We start from the raw sequence: 16,927 nt of genomic DNA, 5'->3' as shown, positions 1-16,927 counted from the left end.
TGTCATTGTCACTGGGTTTATGAATTTTCTGCAACTCAATCCTGCGCAGAACCTTTGCCACACAGCGTCATTTTTCTGCTATGCAAAAAACGCATAGCAAGAAACATACTTGCATTTTCCCCATACCCACATGGCTGATAAGGTTTTTCAGCTCCAGGAATTTTCCTGGCTCAAGCAACACACATACACAAAAAAACAATGGGGATTGTTATGACACAACAAGGGGATGCTGTAGCTGGGGAGCTGGCGACAGAAAAAGTGGGTGTTAAAGGGTATCTGGCCTTTTTTCTCACGATTATCTTTTTTTCCGGTGTTTTTTCCGGGACAGACAGTTGGTGGCGCGTTTTTGACTTTTCCGTTCTGAACGGATCGTTTGGGCAACTGCCTGGTGCGAATGGCGCTACCACCTCGTTTCGCGGCGCAGGTGGCACAGGAGCTAAAGATGGCTTTCTCTTCGCGCTGGAACTGGCTCCGTCAGTGATTCTCTCTCTGGGAATTATCTCGATTACCGATGGTCTTGGCGGATTGCGCGCCGCGCAGCAGTTAATGACGCCCGTGCTAAAACCGTTGTTGGGCATTCCAGGCATCTGCTCGCTGGCGCTGATCGCTAACCTGCAAAACACGGATGCCGCCGCCGGTATGACCAAAGAGCTGGCGCAGGAAGGTGAAATTACCGAACGCGATAAAGTGATTTTCGCCGCCTATCAAACCAGCGGTAGCGCCATTATCACCAACTACTTCTCTTCCGGCGTCGCGGTGTTTGCCTTTCTGGGCACGTCCGTAATCGTACCTTTAGCCGTCATCCTGGTGTTTAAATTTGTCGGAGCCAACATTTTGCGCGTCTGGCTTAACTTCGAAGAACGTCGCAACCCAACGCAAGGAGCGCAAGCATGACAACTCAGGTCCGCAAAAACGTCATGGATATGTTTATCGATGGCGCGCGCCGTGGCTTTACTATCGCCACCACCAACCTGCTGCCAAACGTGGTGATGGCGTTTGTCATCATTCAGGCGCTGAAAATTACCGGCCTGCTCGACTGGGTGGGGCATATCTGTGAACCGGTAATGGCGCTGTGGGGATTGCCAGGTGAAGCGGCAACCGTCCTTTTAGCCGCATTAATGAGTATGGGCGGCGCAGTCGGTGTTGCCGCCAGTCTGGCAACCGCTGGCGCATTAACCGGTCACGATGTCACCGTTTTACTGCCCGCGATGTATTTAATGGGCAACCCGGTGCAAAATGTCGGTCGCTGCCTGGGGACAGCCGAAGTGAATGCCAAATATTATCCGCATATCATTACGGTCTGCGTGATTAACGCATTGCTGTCGATCTGGGTTATGCAGCTTATTGTTTAACAAGGAGTTACCATGATTGATTATTCCGCAGCCGGTTTTACCCTGCTGCAGGGAGCGCATTTGTATGCGCCGGAAGATCGGGGAATTTGCGATGTCCTCATCGCTAACGGCAAAATTATTGCCGTTGCCAGCAACATCCCTTCTGACATTGTACCGGACTGCACGGTTGTCGATCTCAGCGGGCAGATCCTCTGCCCAGGTTTTATTGATCAACACGTCCATTTGATTGGTGGTGGCGGCGAAGCAGGTCCCACGACACGCACGCCGGAAGTGGCGTTAAGTCGTCTGACGGAAGCGGGCATCACGTCAGTGGTTGGCCTGCTGGGCACCGACTCTATCTCTCGCCACCCGGAATCCCTGCTCGCCAAGACCCGTGCGCTCAATGAAGAAGGCATCAGCGCCTGGATGCTGACCGGCGCTTATCATGTCCCTTCCCGCACTATTACGGGTTCCGTGGAAAAAGACGTGGCGATTATCGATCGCGTGATTGGTGTGAAATGCGCCATCTCTGATCACCGTTCTGCCGCACCGGACGTTTATCACCTGGCTAATATGGCGGCGGAATCCCGCGTTGGCGGTTTGCTCGGCGGTAAACCTGGCGTCACCGTGTTCCACATGGGTGACAGCAAAAAGGCGTTACAGCCTGTCTATGACCTGCTGGAAAACTGCGATGTGCCGATCAGCAAGCTGCTGCCGACCCACGTTAACCGCAACGTTCCGTTGTTTGAGCAGGCGCTGGAGTTCGCGCGCAAAGGCGGCACCATCGATATCACCAGCAGCATTGACGAACCGGTCGCCCCTGCCGAAGGTATTGCCCGCGCCGTTCAGGCGGGTATTCCGCTGGCACGCGTCACCCTCAGCTCCGACGGCAACGGTAGCCAGCCGTTCTTCGATGACGAAGGAAATTTAACCCATATCGGTGTTGCAGGTTTTGAAACATTGCTGGAAACCGTGCAGGTGCTGGTCAAAGACTATGATTTCAGTATCAGCGATGCCCTGCGCCCGCTCACCAGTAGCGTAGCCGGTTTTCTTAACCTGACCGGGAAAGGCGAAATTCTGCCAGGCAATGACGCAGACTTACTGGTCATGACGCCTGAATTGCGCATTGAGCAGGTATACGCTCGCGGCAAACTGATGGTCAAAGACGGCAAAGCCTGCGTGAAAGGAACGTTTGAAACGGCATAAACGGTTGTCAGCCGCCCGAATGGACGTAGAATGCCCGCAAGGGCGGCTGACAGAGTATAACGTAATGGATGACTGTGGTGCGGTTTTGCATAACATTGAAACCAAATGGCTTTATGATTTTCTGACCCTGGAAAAATGTCGCAATTTTTCCCAGGCGGCAGTCAGTCGCAACGTCTCGCAACCAGCATTCAGCCGCCGCATCCGTGCACTGGAACAGGCGATTGGTGTTGAATTGTTTAACCGCCAGGTAACGCCGCTGCAACTCTCAGAACAAGGGAAAATCTTCCATTCGCAGATCCGCCATCTGTTGCAACAGTTAGAGAGCAATCTGGCAGAGCTGCGTGGCGGTAGCGATTACGCGCAACGTAAAATCAAGATAGCCGCTGCACACTCTCTTTCCCTCGGTCTGTTACCGTCCATTATCAGCCAGATGCCGCCGCTCTTTACCTGGGCAATTGAAGCCATTGATGTCGATGAAGCGGTCGATAAACTGCGTGAAGGGCAAAGTGACTGTATTTTTTCCTTTCACGACGAAGATTTGCTGGAAGCGCCGTTTGACCACATCCGCTTATTTGAATCTCAATTGTTCCCCGTCTGCGCCAGTGACGAACACGGAGAAGCACTTTTTAACCTCGCTCAGCCACACTTTCCGTTACTGAATTACAGCCGCAACTCCTACATGGGGCGATTGATTAATCGCACTCTGACGCGCCACAGTGAGTTGAGTTTCAGCACCTTTTTTGTCTCTTCGATGAGCGAGCTTTTAAAGCAGGTTGCCCTCGACGGATGTGGAATTGCCTGGTTGCCGGAGTATGCCATCCAACAAGAAATTCGCAGCGGGCAGCTCGTTGTACTGAATCGGGACGAACTGGTGATCCCGATTCAGGCCTATGCATACCGGATGAATACCCGCATGAATCCAGTTGCCGAACGCTTCTGGCGTGAACTGCGCGAGCTGGAGATTGTGCTTAGCTGACATTATTCTGCAAAACATGGAATTTTGACATTAACGCCGGATGGAGATTAATCCATCCGGCAAACGCATTTATTATCTTGAATAACTCAGGCCTTTGCTTCGTTGAAGCGCAGTAAACGGAAACCTGTAGAAGCATAGATCAACGCAAATATCATCGAGCAGAAACAGAATACACAGTACGGCAAGTAACTAAACGTCGGCACGCCTAGTGTTGTCGCCATATACAATCCGGCAGCTGACCACGGAATAATTGGCGCGCTCATGGTGCCAAAATCTTCCAGCGTTCGGGCTAAGACTAACGGTGATAAATTAAGATCTTCGAATTTCTTCATCATCAATTCAGATATAACAATCTTATTCAAACCATCAGAACCGGTAAGTAAGTTAATGATGATCGCTAAAACACCGCTTGCCAGAATAGCGCCAAAGGCACTTTTTATTTTGTTTGCCGCACTTTGTAATGTGACATCCATCATTCCTGTTCCCGTCAGGATGCCAGCAAACATCATGGCGCAGATAATAAATGACAGGAATCCGCCCTGATTATTCAGGCCGCCTTGTTCAAGCAGTTCTTTCACAGAAGGTAACAGCGTCGTTGAATCAGTGATCATCGTCAGACGGAAACCACTCATTGTGGCCTTAATACCTTCGGCCAGCGGGAAACCTTGATACAGCCATCCAACCAATACGGCCACGAACGCACTGCTTAATAATGCCGGTACTGTAGGCAAACGCAAAAAGGTAAAGCACAGAACAATAAGCATAGGCAGTAGCGGTAACAGACCAAACTTATATAACTCTTTGAGCTGTACCAGCATCTGCATGCTTTCTGGTGAAATAGAGCCCGTAGAAGTATGAATCATTCCCAGCCAGGTAAAAAACAGCAGGCTAATAATCGTTGATGGGATGGTCGTCCAGAGTAGATATTTAATCAGATCATAAAGTTTAGTTTTGGTTACCGCTGAAGTCAGGTTGGTGGTATCACTTAACGGTGAAAGTTTGTCGCCAAAATAAGCCCCGGTAACAATGGCTGCCGCCAGAATTGGAAGATCGGCATGTAAGCCGGAACCGATGCCCATTAATGCCACACCAATAGAAGCGACAGATCCCCATGATGCCCCGGAAACATAGGACAATACTGCGTTCAGAAAAAACGCTATGGCATAAAGCCATGCGGGCGCAACCAGTAACATACCGTAATAAACCAGCATCGGCAGTGTACCTGCATAGCTCCATGTCGCGACCATAAAGCCAACGAAAATAACGATAAGTACCGGTGCCATCACCGCCGAAATCTTATCGATAATAAATCCCTGGATTTCATCCCAGGTATATTTCAGCTTAGCCATTGCAATAATGCAGGAAAACGCCGCTGAAATTAATAAACAGACGCTGGCAGGCCAGCCCATAACACCGATGCCAATAACCAACACGATCATCATAAAAATGATCGGTGTAAGCGCGACATAAAAACTGGGTTTTTCTCTCATAACTTTATTCCCTGTTAAAAGACTTTTACGCCATTTTGCTGTAAGCGTTCCTGTACCGTCTGAATATCTACCTGTGAAACGGTAGTGTTATTTTTAATGGCAATAGCAGCGGCAGTCCCTGCACCTTCTCCAGTGACAATACAACACCCCATATTACGGATTGTCGCGTAGGCGAAATTATCTGCATCGATTGCCCGTCCGCAAACCAACAGGTTTTCAACTTGCTGCGGAATCATTACGCCATAAGGGATTTGAAAATAGTTCGCTTCAAGAGGTAATTTAAGATGACCATTTCCATCTATAAACTCAGGGAATACCCCTATTGAATCCGCATGACGTCCCTCATTACAAATATCATTTTCCGTAAGCTGGACTCGCCCAATAATATGTCTTGATTCTCTTGTTCCCACCGTCATACCGAAATTTTTTAATTGCGCCTGTTCAAATCCTGGCTGGAATTGACGCAACGCTTCAATCGCCTGCATGGCTTGCTTGCGACCTTCTATTTCTGCACGCGTCAGGTCAAAAACATCTGTACAATCAACGGCAGGGATGCTAACAACATTCAAATAATTCGCATCACCATACTCGGTGACCGTACTCCAGGAACCGCCTAATGTCACATCTTTTGGAATAATTCCTGCCGACTTTCCTTTCGCAAAGACTTTACCCAGATAAGGGCTAAACATATCGCGACAAGATTCATGAACATCATAAGACCAGTTTTTATTTTCTTCATCCGCCCCCCAGTCTCCATATTTAGGTTCCGTGCTCTTAATATTTTGCATGAACGCATTTTTATTTATATTTGCGCAACTAAAAACGGTTGTCATACACATTAGCTCTTCGCGTTCACGCTTAGTAAATGGTGCTCCGGCAAACCATGCAATATCAGCATCGCCAGTACAGTCAATAATGACATTTGCCAAAATAGCCTGACGACCAGATTTACTCTCTGTTATTACGCCGAGTAAATTATTGCCCTGCTTGATAACATCAACGGCGGTAATGTGTAGTACGCGGCGCACACCTGCCTGTTCAAGCATTGCATCCGCAACCAGTTTGAAACGCTCGGCGTTAATAGCCTGACTATTCGATTGCGGCTCAGGGCTGGACGCCCCCATTGATTTTGCCGTTTCTTCTATTTCGCGTGCCAGTCCACCTGACTCTACCGTATTTTCATGACGCCACCAGGCAATTGACTCGACGCCAGCCGTTGTCATCATTCCGCCAAAACAACCGAAACGTTCAATCAGCATAGTAGCTGCGCCTTCACGAGCGGCACTCATTGCTGCGGCAATACCCGATGGACCACCACCAACAACTAACACTTCCGTGGTTGTCAGCACAGGTATATTACGAGCGGGTTCCAGATAAAATTCCATACTTTATCTCCGTATTCAATAATTGAGTAAAACAATCCCCCGCGCTTATATAAGCGCGTTGATATTTTTAATTATTAACAAGCAACATCATGCTAATACAGACATACAAGGAGATCATCTCTCTTTGCCTGTTTTTTATTATTTCAGGAGTGTAAACACATTTTCCGTCTCCCTGGCTAATAACCACATTGGCATTTATGGAGCACATCACAATATTTCAATGCCATTAAAGCACTGCACCAAAATGAAACACTGCGACATTAAAATTCTTTCAATTTGAAAAGCATCAATCTGCATGCTCAACATTTGGATAGAGATTATAGATTTTAAGCTTGCGCCATAATGTTGTACGACCAATTTTTAATACTTCAGCTGCTTTAGTTAGATTCCATTCGCAGACACGACATGTATGCTCAATAGCTTGCATCTCCAATTCTGCCAGTGAAGTAAGATGAGGGATATCATCGTCGCCACTACTGTTATTTTGTCGGATATCCAGAGGAATATTCTCTAACCCGAGGACAAGTCGATTGCAGTTAATAAATACCTTCTCCATTCGATTTTTGAACTCGGAGATGTTCCCAGGCCAACGGTACTCAAGCAGAACTGAATTTGCGTCAGGCGTGATTGTCATTTTTTTTCGAGTGCGCTCCTGATACTTATCAATAATATCGTCAATCATTTGCTTGAGATCTTCACGACGTTTGCGCAATGGCGGAATTTCAATTTCATTCATGGAGATCTCATAATATAGCTGTCGGCTAAAAGCCCCTTGTTGCACGTACTCACGTAAAGAACTACTGGTACATGTAATCAGGCGAAAGCGTACGGGGATCAAACGATGGCTGTCTGAGCGAGTAACAAGCCCCGTTTTCAATACTTTCAATAAAACACTCTGAACTTCCCCTGATAGATATTCGACTTTATCCAGATATAAGGTGCCATTATGAGCCAGTTCAAATTTCGATGGCGAAGGGCCAACATCAGAGCCAAGAAGTTCGTGTAAGATATTTTCTGGTGATAGCATCTGACAATCTACAGAAATAAATGGCCCATCACGTTGCTCGCTCTCATTATGTATTGCCATCGCCAAACTCAATTTTCCCACACCTTCTTCGCCATTGATCAAAATCGGAGAGATGGATTTAATTGCCCGGCGAGCGATAAGTAATACCTGCTTCATACCACCTGAAGCCGCATGTAAACTGTCAAAGGTAAAATTTGCATTAGTGCTTATTTGCTGTTGGGCTATTTTCCTGATTTTGTCTAATGGATGAAGAAAAAGCAAAAACGAACCATCGCTTAACGGGCGAAGGGTAACCATAAGTTCAATAAATTCGCCACGGCATTCGAGGACAATTTGCTTTTGCGATAGTTTGTTTCGTTGTGTAATTGCCTCATTCAAAATCGGCGGAAATACGAATCCTTTTCGGATGTTCTGACCAATTAAACTTTCTTTATCAATATTCAGTAATGTTTGTGCTTGAGAATTAACCATCGTAATTAAAGAATGACTATTCCAACAAATAAAACCGTCATCCATACATTCAATCACAGCATTATGCTGGCAAAGTACTTTGTTTATTAACTTTTGTTCATTCTCAATATAGATATAATTAGCGATTTCTGTTGCACATGAATATGATGTTTTTAATTTAACAAGCTCGGCGGTGGTTTCAATTATACATACAATGTATCCATGTATATTACCATAATAATCAATGACCGGATCAGCGCTCATCGCATAACAATGTAGCTGTTCACTAAAATGTTCTGCTCCTTCCAGTTGTGTATATAAATTTGTTTCCCGACAAAGACTATATACATTGGTTCCAATGCCATCTTCGGCCCATGACATACCAGATTCAATTCCTAACTCTCGCAATTGACTGGAATAATCGCCTGCTGCATTCAACGATAGAACCCAGCCGTGTGGATCAATGATCAAAAATGCCAACCGGTCGTCACCAGCCAGGGTGAAATGGTCTTCAACAACTCTTTGTGAAATTCTAATAAACTCTTCGTTACGAGAAAAAATCGTCTGCAATGTTTGCCCGGAAGCTTTGACAGGCGTGTTCCAGTGGCGAGGGTCACAATGCTTGAGACATTTTTGCCATGACCTCAGCATCACATGATTAGTCGAATTTGTCGCGACCCAACCATGCTTAACAAACATTTTCCATTTATTTTTTAGATCATTATGATACGACTCTTTATTCATTATAATAATATCCATTCAAGTCATTTTCAGAACTTGTATCAGAATGCTATGCCAGTAAGCTTGATCAAACGCAATAATATCTAGCCTGGATCATTACAAAAACAGACCTTATCAACAATGTAATCACACATACATTAGAAATAATAACCGTTAAAGCAATAAAAAACGAATGATACATTAGATAAATTTTAAAACTGCCAACAACATCTGAAATCTTTGCGTTTGATATTTATAATTATTCAAACTGAAACAACACAGGCATACGAGTTGTTTCACTGTGAAACAGTGCAGCGAAATTTGTTCTGCCCTTTTATTTCCTCAAAGATATTTCATCGTTAAATTCCAAAATTGACTGACTATTCAACTCAGCGTAAATATCAGGAGAAATAATGTATGGCGAGGATGCGTGCAATCGAAGCTGCAGTAGAAATACTGAAAAAAGAAGGCATTAGCGTTGCTTTTGGTGTACCCGGCGCAGCAATAAACCCACTCTATGCCGCGATGAAAAAATCAGGCGGTATTGATCATATTCTGGCCCGTCATGTTGAGGGCGCCTCGCATATGGCTGAAGGTTACACCCGCAGTCAGAATGGCAATATTGGCGTGTGTATTGGCACATCAGGCCCTGCGGGCACTGATATGATTACCGGGCTGTATTCTGCCTCTGCGGATTCCATTCCTATTCTCTGCATTACTGGTCAAGCTCCCGTAGGAAAACTTCATAAAGAAGATTTCCAGGCCGTCGATATTGAGGCTATCGCCACGCCAGTAACCAAAATGGCTCGCACAATTCTCGAAGCGGGTCAGTTGCCGGGGATATTCCAGAAAGCCTTCTGGGAAATGCGTTCAGGCCGCCCTGGCCCGGTTCTTTTAGATCTCCCTTTTGATGTTCAGATGACCGAAATTGAGTTTGATATCGATCTCTATCAGCCACTAATCCCCTGGCAACCTAAGGCAACACGGGCCCAGGCCGTACGCGCATTAGAAATGCTAAATGACGCCGAAAAGCCCGTCATCATCGCTGGCGGTGGCATTATTAACGCCGAAGCGAGTGAATTGTTGCGTGAGTTTGTCGAGTTAACTGGCGTTCCCGTCATTCAAACCTTACGCGGTTGGGGCGCTTTATCAGACGATCACCCCCTAATGATTGGTCGCATGGGATGTCAGGCGGGTCATCGCTATGGTAACGCCAGTTATCTGGCCTCAGATTTTGTTTTTGGTATCGGTAACCGTTGGGCAAACCGCCATACCGGAGCCATTGAGACCTACACCGAAGGCCGCAAATTCATTCATGTTGATATCGAACCTGCACAAATTGGCCGGATATTTGCGCCGGATCTGGGCATTGTTTCTGATGCTGAAAGCGCCTTAACGCTATTTATTCAGGTCGCCCGTGATATGAAGTCACGTGGAGAACTGAAAGACCGCAGTCGCTGGATTGCCGAATGTGCCGAGCGTAAACGCACAATGCTTCGTCGTTCAGACTTTGACTGCAATCCAATTAAACCGCAGCGCGTGTATCACGAAATGAATAAGGTTTTCGGACCGGAGACACGCTATATTTCGACAATTGGTCTGGCGCAAATCGCCGCAAACCAATTTTTACATGTTTACCGCCCACGCCACTGGATTAATGCCTGTCAGGCTGGGCCGCTAGGCTGGACAATGCCCGCAGCACTGGGCGCGGTAAAAGCTGATCCATCTGTTCCCGTTGTGGCAATATCCGGTGATTACGATTTTCAATTCTTGATTGAAGAATTAGCCGTCGGCGCACAATTTAATCTTCCGTATATCCATATTTTACTTAACAACGCTTATCTTGGTTTGATTCGTCAATCACAACGTGCATTTGATATTGATTATTGCGTTCAACTGTCATTTGAAAATATTAATGCTCCAGAAATTAATGGTTATGGCGTTGATCATAAAGCTGTGGTTGAAGGATTAGGATGTAAAGCGATTCGCGTATTCGCATCACAGGATATTGCGCCTGCACTGCAAGAAGCCCAGCGTTTGCGTGACGAATTTCACGTACCTGTTGTTGTAGAAATTATTACTGAACGCGTGACTAATATCGCTATGGGACCTGACATTAATAAAGTCACAGAATTTGAAGAAATTCTCGATTTATAAGGAAACAGGATTATGGCAAAGTTTGCAGCGAATTTATCAATGCTTTTTACCGAGCATCCATTTATTGAACGTTTTGCGCAGGCAAGTCACGCAGGATTCCACGGCGTTGAATATCTTTTTCCCTATGACTTTTCCACTGACGAGCTGGCTTCGCAACTGCATCAACATAATCTGACTCAGGTTTTGTTTAATCTTCCTGCGGGTAACTGGCAAGAGGGTGAACGGGGTATTGCATGTCATCCTGGTCGGGCAAAAGAATTTCAGGAGGGTGTTTGCAGAGCGATAGAATATGCCCAGGTCCTTAATTGTTCACAAGTTAATTGCCTTGCAGGAAAACATCCAGGTGGTTATTCGCATGAACAATGTCATGAAACACTGGTCGAAAATTTGCGCTATGCAGTAGATAAATTGGCTTCTCATGGCATAAAGTTAGTTCTGGAAGCCATTAATACAAAAGATATTCCCGGTTTTTTTGTTAACAACACCAGACAAGCTCTCAATATTATTCATGATGTAAATCATCCTGATTTTCGCTATCAATACGATATTTATCATATGCAAATCATGGAAGGGAATATTGCTACAACAATCAAAAACAACCTGAATAACATTGGACATATTCAATTAGCCGATAACCCTGGGCGTCATGAACCAGGGACGGGAGAAATTAATTACCCGTGGTTGTTAAATTATATAGACCAGATTGGTTATCAGGGATGGATTGGTTGCGAATATGTTCCATCTACGACAACGACTGAAAGTCTACGCTGGCTAAAAAACGAGACTCAATTTTAATCCCTGAGGTATTTATCATGAATATTGGATTTATCGGCACCGGCATAATGGGTAAGCCGATGGCTTATAATTTACAACAAGCCGGACATACTCTTTATTTTTCAGCGCATTTTGAACCTGCACCGCAAGAGCTTATTGGTGAACGTGGCATTGTTTGCTCTACACCGCGTGAAGTCGCGCAGGAGTGTGAGGTCATCATCACCATGCTCCCTGATACCCCACATGTTGAGGATGTTCTTTTTCATCCCAACTATGGCGTAATACACGGTTTAAGCCACGGGAAAATTGTGATTGATATGAGTTCAATTTCCCCAGTTGCCACCAAAGCATTTGCACAACGTATTATCGCGGGAGGCGCGGAATATATCGATGCGCCCGTCTCTGGCGGTGAAGTTGGCGCGAAAGCCGGGACGCTTTCCATTATGGTTGGCGGATGTGAAGAGGTTTATTTGCAGATCAAACCGATTCTGGAATTGATGGGTAAAAATATCACTCTGGTCGGTAACGTCGGTGATGGTCAAACGTGCAAAGTCGCTAACCAAATTATTGTTGCACTGAATATTGAAGCGGTGGCTGAAGCCCTGCTCTTTGCCAGTAAATCAGGTGCCGATCCCGCCCGCGTACGTGAAGCGCTGATGGGAGGGTTTGCCTCCTCTCGCGTGCTGGAAGTTCATGGCGAACGGATGATTAAAGGAACATTCGAACCCGGTTTTCGTATTAGTCTGCATCAAAAAGATCTGAATCTGGCGCTGGAGAATGCCCGCCTGTTGAATACCCCGCTTCCTAACACGGCTATGACGCAACAATTATTTAGCGCCTGCGCCGCGCTCGGTGGTAAAGAGTGGGATCATTCTGCGTTAATTCGGGCGCTTGAAACACAAGCCAATTTCACTATCCGTAAATAATGAATTAAGGGAACCACCGGTTCCCTTCGTTCACTCATTGCCCTGCCCCATTCCCCTATTTTGAGAGACCTGCTATGAAGATAGTTATCTCCCCCGACTCCTTTAAAGAATGCCTTCCTGCATGGAAAGTCGCCGAAGCGCTGGCAATCGGCTGGCGCAAGGTCCTGCCTGGCAGCCAACTGGTGTGTTTGCCCGTGGCTGATGGCGGCGAAGGCACGCTCGAAACACTCATTCATGCGACTGACGGTACGTTTTACACTAAAAAAGTCACCGGACCGCTTGGCGAATCAATACATGCGCAATACGGTATTTTAGGCAACCAAACCACCGCAGTGATAGAACTGGCACAAGCTTCAGGGCTGGAACTGGTTTCTCCTGTCCAGCTTTCTCCCCTTTATACGACGTCGTTTGGCACTGGCGAACTTATTCTCGCCGCCCTGGAACACAATATTGATACCGTTATTCTATGCCTGGGTGGCAGTGCTACAAATGATGGCGGTATTGGGTTGATGTCGGCACTTGGCGCATCGTTTACAGACGCCGAAGGGCTATCAGTCTCTGTTAATGGGATGGGGCTGGCGGCAATTCACCACATTGACTTACAGCACCTCGATCCACGATTGAAAAATGTGAAATTTATTGCAGCCTGCGATGTCACCAACCCACTAACCGGCGATAACGGCGCGACCCGGGTTTTCGGTCAACAAAAAGGGGCCAGTGCTGACGACCTTGAGCAACTGGAACAGGGAATGAAAAACTATGCCCGTTGCATCTACCGTTGTTGTGGTAAAGACGTCGATACGATACCCGGTTCTGGGGCGGCTGGCGGCGTTGGCGCGGCCTTGATGGCTTTTCTCGATGCTCGCTTACAACCGGGTATTTCGCTCGTGCTGGAAGCGATTCAATATACCCAACATTTAAAATACGCAGCATTGGCCATTGTCGGTGAAGGGAAATTAGATAGTCAGAGCCTGAATGGCAAAGCGCCCGTAGGCGCAGCCAAAGTTGCCCAGATGATGGGCGTTCCGGTTATCGCAATTGCCGGGTATATCGATGATCAACTTGATCTGAATGAGTTACGCCAGTGTGGAATAGAAGCCTGTTTTTCTGTCGTCAACGGCCCTTGCAATTTACCGACCGCGCTGAGTCAGGGAGAAAATAATTTAATTCGTCTTGGAGAAAATCTGGCGGGATATTTTCGTGCGATCCTGAGTTAATTCCCGTTCGGTAAAATGCCCGATAATGCAAATTACCGGGCATTCCTGAACATCATTATTCATCTCTCGCGTTTTTCTCTTCAGCCGCAAGCTGTGTCAAAAAACTCTTCAATAAAATAAACACCACGCCGCAAAGCGGTAGTCCAGCCAGAATAGACACCGTTTGTAGCGGTTGCAGACTTTGCGCATCAAGAAGATAGAGTGTGATGGCGACGATTCCAGTCATAATCAACCAAAATGCCACGTTCCAGAATGCCGGTTCACTCTCACTATCTGCCCGTTTTTGCGTCGCAAAACCGAGGGCATAACCCACAGTACAGTGTCCGGTAATATATGAAATTAATGCTATAGCCCCAAAAGCAACCAAAAACACCTGACTTGCGGGTAGCTGCTCCAGTAAACGAGAAACGACAACGCCTCGCCCTTGTTCGTTAAGTATGGGAACAAAATCGATGACATGAGTTGTCTGCAACGATAAGCCGAAATTAGCCAGTACCATGTAAAAAACCATGCATCCCAATGAACCTGCCAGAGTTCCACATACAATCAATTGCCGGATCGTCCTTCCTTTTGAAATACGGGCGATAAATAAACCGAATGGGATGGCATACACGACCCACCATGAAAAATAAAATACGGTCCACATCTGTGGAAATCCGCTACGACCAATAGCATCGGTACTTAAACTCATCGCTACAAAATTTTGCAGCATCAGGCCGAGACCATCAATTGATTGATTAAGTATAAATGCCGTTGGTCCACAAATCAGTATTGCCAGTAGCATCAAAATGTCAGCACGAATATTCCAGTTACTGGCCCATGCCACACCTTTTTTAAGTCCAAAAAAGAGAATGAATAATGGTACTAGCGTCCAGATAAAAATAACCATGACATTGATAAACTGCCCGGCAGGATCCAGATGAAACACATGGCAAAATACGGCAGAAATCATCGGCGTTCCCAGCGCCAGAGACGTTACCGCGCCGCCGAGCAAACCAAACATGTAGAAAAAATTCACACAATGCCCGCAAAAACCATCCGCACGCGCTCCCAAACATCCACGACATAAATCACTGACCTTTAATGAGTTTGTTTTCTTAACATGCATAAACCAACCAATAGGAACGGCGCAAATCAAATACCATGCCCATGCGGACGGCCCCCAATGGAACATGCCATAAGCAGAGGCCCAACGAGCAGCCTGAGCGCTTCCTGCTGTTGCGCCAAAAGGCGGTTGCTGAATGATCCAAATCCACTCTACAGAGGCCAGATATAACAAGCTGCCCCCTGTTCCAGAAGTAAAAATAAGTCCAAGCCAGGTTAACAAGCTGAAGTCAGGTTTTTCTCCCGACTGACCTAACAAGATATCGCCATAACGTGAGAAGGCCAGCCACAGACAACAAAGTACAACCAGAAAAGTCATGACCAGAAAAATCCCGCCCATTTCCCAGGTTAAAAAATGATGTATTTTATTTATATACCGGCTGGTATCTTGTGGATATATCGTCAAACACAGAATGATTACCGCAATAAATAATATTGCTGGGATAAACACATTCAGTTCAATCAAAGAAAAGCGTTTTTTTAAATAGTGCATTTCAGTCTCCTGAATGTTTTCATTCAATGAGGACGAATATTTTGCCGTTCCTTTTTCATGTGTTGCAATTGTCGGGAAAGGCGTAAAGAAAAAAAGGCGCAAATAAGTGAAAGCGCCGCAATACAATACAGAGCTAAACCACGCTGATGCTGTTGCAGCATGAACAGGAATATCCCCAAAAAGAGGCCGCAGAGAACTGTGGTTATCCAGTAATTGGCACTTAAGTGCTCCAGGTCATCATCCCTCATGGTCTTTCTCCTGCAAGGCGCAGACAGGCTTTCAGCTCTCTGCGCCTTGTTGTTATGCCAGACGTACGCCCTGCTGTTGCAGCGTGTTTTGCAAATCAGGGATAGCAACCTGACGCACGGTGCAATTTTGCTGTAGCGAAACCACGGCGGCAGTACCTGCGGCCTCACCGGTAACGGCACAACACATCATGTTACGCATAGAAGTATGTGCAACTACGCCTGCGGAAATACAGCGACCGGCGACCAAAAGGTTCTCCACTTTTTGCGGCACCAGACAACCATAAGGGATCTGAAAGAAACGCCCGGTCGTTGGCAAAATGAGATAACCGGAACCATCAATAAATTCCGGGAAAATCCCTACACTGTCCGAACAACGCCCCTGATTAAGGACGTAATCATCAGCAATACGTATTTCCCCCTCAATAAGCCGTGATTCACGCGTCCCCAGCGTGGCACCAAAATTGCGTAACCGTACATTTTCAAAGCCCGGAACATAGTGGCGTAGTGCGTCAATTGCCCATAATGCTTGCTGCCTTCCGACAATCTCAGCTTTGGTTAAATCGAAGACATCGGTACAGTCAAAACCAAAGGCGTACACCATATTCATCTGGAAAGCCTCACCGCTTTCAGAAAAGGTCGACCAGGTTCCGGCAATCGCCTGGGCGTCACCTGGAATCACACCATCCTGTTGCGCGCGGGTAAAAATATCCTCCATATACGGGCTAAACATCGGGTCTTCTTTACCCGTGGTTTGAATCGTCCAGTTTTTGCCCCAATCCGCGTAGGTCGGCTTAAGTTCTTCCGCAACAAAACGGTTAAAGCGTGCCACATCAACACCTGCGCAACTGAACATCACGGTGACGCCCATCAGTTGGTCCTTGCTCCGTTTCGTCCAGGGCGCTCCTGCACGAGCGACAATATCAGCATCCCCCGTGCAATCGACGATTCTTTTCGCCAGAATTGCCCCTCGACCTGATTTATTCTCGACGATAACACCGCATAACGTATCCCCGTCCTTGATCACGTCCACAACCCAGGAGTGATATAACGGCTCAACGCCAGATTCCGTAATCATCTGATCGGCGACAACTTTAAATCCTTCAGTATCTATAACTTCGCTAATTGACTGAGGTTCTGGTCGTGTGAAACCCAGCGCTCGTGCGCGGCCTTCATACTCACGACAGATCCCTTCACAATCTTCCGTCCCCGAATGACGATACCAGGCAAAACTTTCTACCCCGACCTGCGTCAATACGCCGCCTAGCGACCCGTAGCGCTCAACAATCATGGTTCTGGCACCTAACCGCCCTGCCGCAATGGCAGCGGATAATCCTGCCGGACCGCCCCCGATAACCAGAACGTCCGTTTGTGCAATGACTGGCGTTTGCCGTGCACTTTCATTAATCATGTCCACCATTGGTTC

The 16,927-nt window shown here is 46.7% G+C and carries 13 protein-coding genes; 8 read left to right on the top strand and 5 right to left on the bottom strand.

What is annotated here, in order from left to right:
- The first annotated feature begins 210 nt into the window (after positions 1–210).
- The 4 genes from ACJHYO_RS05240 (at position 211) to hypT (ending at position 3,513) form a co-directional block, all read left to right on the top strand.
- Positions 211–894 (top strand): nucleoside recognition domain-containing protein, encoded by a 684-nt coding sequence (locus ACJHYO_RS05240; protein ID WP_001298014.1) that lies wholly within the window; start codon positions 211–213, stop codon positions 892–894.
- Positions 891–1,352 carry a YjiG family protein gene (locus ACJHYO_RS05235; RefSeq protein WP_000211971.1) on the top strand — a complete coding sequence of 154 codons (462 nt, stop codon included), beginning with the start codon at positions 891–893 and terminating at the stop codon, positions 1,350–1,352. The genes ACJHYO_RS05240 and ACJHYO_RS05235 overlap by 4 nt, the downstream gene beginning before the upstream one ends.
- A 12-nt stretch (positions 1,353–1,364) precedes the next feature.
- The gene (gene iadA / locus ACJHYO_RS05230; RefSeq protein ID WP_000568393.1) at positions 1,365–2,537 is read left to right on the top strand and encodes a beta-aspartyl-peptidase; all 1,173 of its coding nucleotides are present in this window, start codon (positions 1,365–1,367) and stop codon (positions 2,535–2,537) included.
- A gap of 64 nt (positions 2,538–2,601) precedes the next feature.
- The gene (gene hypT / locus ACJHYO_RS05225) at positions 2,602–3,513 is read left to right on the top strand and encodes a hypochlorite stress DNA-binding transcriptional regulator HypT (RefSeq protein WP_000340758.1); all 912 of its coding nucleotides are present in this window, start codon (positions 2,602–2,604) and stop codon (positions 3,511–3,513) included.
- Positions 3,514–3,599: 86 nt separating this feature from the next.
- Here hypT and nhaC read toward each other — a convergent pair whose 3' ends face one another.
- From nhaC to dhaR, 3 genes are all read right to left on the bottom strand, one after another.
- Positions 3,600–5,003, bottom strand: a complete 1,404-nt coding sequence (gene nhaC, locus ACJHYO_RS05220; RefSeq protein WP_001357516.1) for a Na+/H+ antiporter NhaC — start codon at positions 5,001–5,003, stop codon at positions 3,600–3,602.
- 14 nt (positions 5,004–5,017) lie between these two features.
- Positions 5,018–6,388, bottom strand: a complete 1,371-nt coding sequence (gene ibeA / locus ACJHYO_RS05215; RefSeq protein ID WP_001357515.1) for a putative intracellular survival FAD-dependent oxidoreductase IbeA — start codon at positions 6,386–6,388, stop codon at positions 5,018–5,020.
- Between the two features lie 286 nt (positions 6,389–6,674).
- Entirely contained in the window at positions 6,675–8,609 is a 1,935-nt protein-coding gene (gene dhaR, locus ACJHYO_RS05210) for a dihydroxyacetone kinase operon transcriptional regulator DhaR (RefSeq protein WP_410232420.1), read from the bottom strand.
- 393 nt (positions 8,610–9,002) lie between these two features.
- Between dhaR and gcl the strand changes: the two genes are divergently transcribed.
- From gcl to ACJHYO_RS05190, 4 genes are all read left to right on the top strand, one after another.
- Entirely contained in the window at positions 9,003–10,742 is a 1,740-nt protein-coding gene (gcl, locus tag ACJHYO_RS05205; RefSeq protein ID WP_001338071.1) for a glyoxylate carboligase, read from the top strand.
- Between the two features lie 12 nt (positions 10,743–10,754).
- Positions 10,755–11,537 carry a hydroxypyruvate isomerase gene (gene hyi, locus ACJHYO_RS05200; protein WP_021560182.1) on the top strand — a complete coding sequence of 261 codons (783 nt, stop codon included), beginning with the start codon at positions 10,755–10,757 and terminating at the stop codon, positions 11,535–11,537.
- Between the two features lie 17 nt (positions 11,538–11,554).
- On the top strand, positions 11,555–12,442 hold the full coding sequence (locus ACJHYO_RS05195; protein ID WP_001020473.1) for a 2-hydroxy-3-oxopropionate reductase: 888 nt from the start codon (positions 11,555–11,557) through the stop codon (positions 12,440–12,442).
- A 74-nt stretch (positions 12,443–12,516) separates the two neighbouring features.
- The gene (locus tag ACJHYO_RS05190; protein WP_000706582.1) at positions 12,517–13,659 is read left to right on the top strand and encodes a glycerate kinase; all 1,143 of its coding nucleotides are present in this window, start codon (positions 12,517–12,519) and stop codon (positions 13,657–13,659) included.
- Between the two features lie 55 nt (positions 13,660–13,714).
- On the opposite strand, the gene ACJHYO_RS05185 is transcribed toward ACJHYO_RS05190, so the two are convergent.
- Both ACJHYO_RS05185 and ACJHYO_RS05180 read right to left on the bottom strand, forming a co-directional pair.
- The gene (locus ACJHYO_RS05185) at positions 13,715–15,256 is read right to left on the bottom strand and encodes a BCCT family transporter (RefSeq protein ID WP_000559096.1); all 1,542 of its coding nucleotides are present in this window, start codon (positions 15,254–15,256) and stop codon (positions 13,715–13,717) included.
- 300 nt (positions 15,257–15,556) lie between these two features.
- Positions 15,557–16,921, bottom strand: coding sequence for an FAD-dependent oxidoreductase (locus ACJHYO_RS05180; protein ID WP_000228118.1), 1,365 nt, complete (start codon positions 16,919–16,921; stop codon positions 15,557–15,559).
- Positions 16,922–16,927 lie beyond the last annotated feature (6 nt).

The sequence above is a fragment of the Escherichia sp. WS1118 genome, from assembly GCF_046487695.1.
In the GTDB taxonomy this organism is placed as follows: Bacteria; Pseudomonadota; Gammaproteobacteria; order Enterobacterales; family Enterobacteriaceae; genus Escherichia; species Escherichia coli.
The sequence above is the reverse complement of the archived record's forward strand: the minus strand, read 5'-3'. Positions and strand labels throughout refer to the sequence as shown.